General features: G+C 55.6%; 1 protein-coding gene. It reads left to right on the plus strand.

Annotated features, from left to right (window positions below; all coding sequences use genetic code 11):
* A partial coding sequence (locus Q4563_RS22935; protein WP_303606193.1) for a hypothetical protein occupies window positions 1-232 on the plus strand: 232 nt, incomplete at both ends.

A 232-nucleotide genomic window follows, 5' to 3' on the forward strand; every position in this document is an offset into this window, starting at 1 on the left:
CGCCAGTTCAGCTCATGCGTGCTGATTGAAGCCGGAGACAGCCTCGACTCCATCAATGCCACCGCCAGCGCCATTATCAAATACGTTTCCCAACGGGCAGGCATTGGTATTAATGGCGGCCGTATTCGTGCTCTGGGTAGCCCGATTCGTGGTGGTGAAGCCTTCCACACCGGTTGTATCCCGTTTTACAAACACTTCCAGACTGCGGTGAAATCCTGCTCTCAGGGCGGTG

Source organism: Gilvimarinus sp. 1_MG-2023, assembly GCF_030548285.1.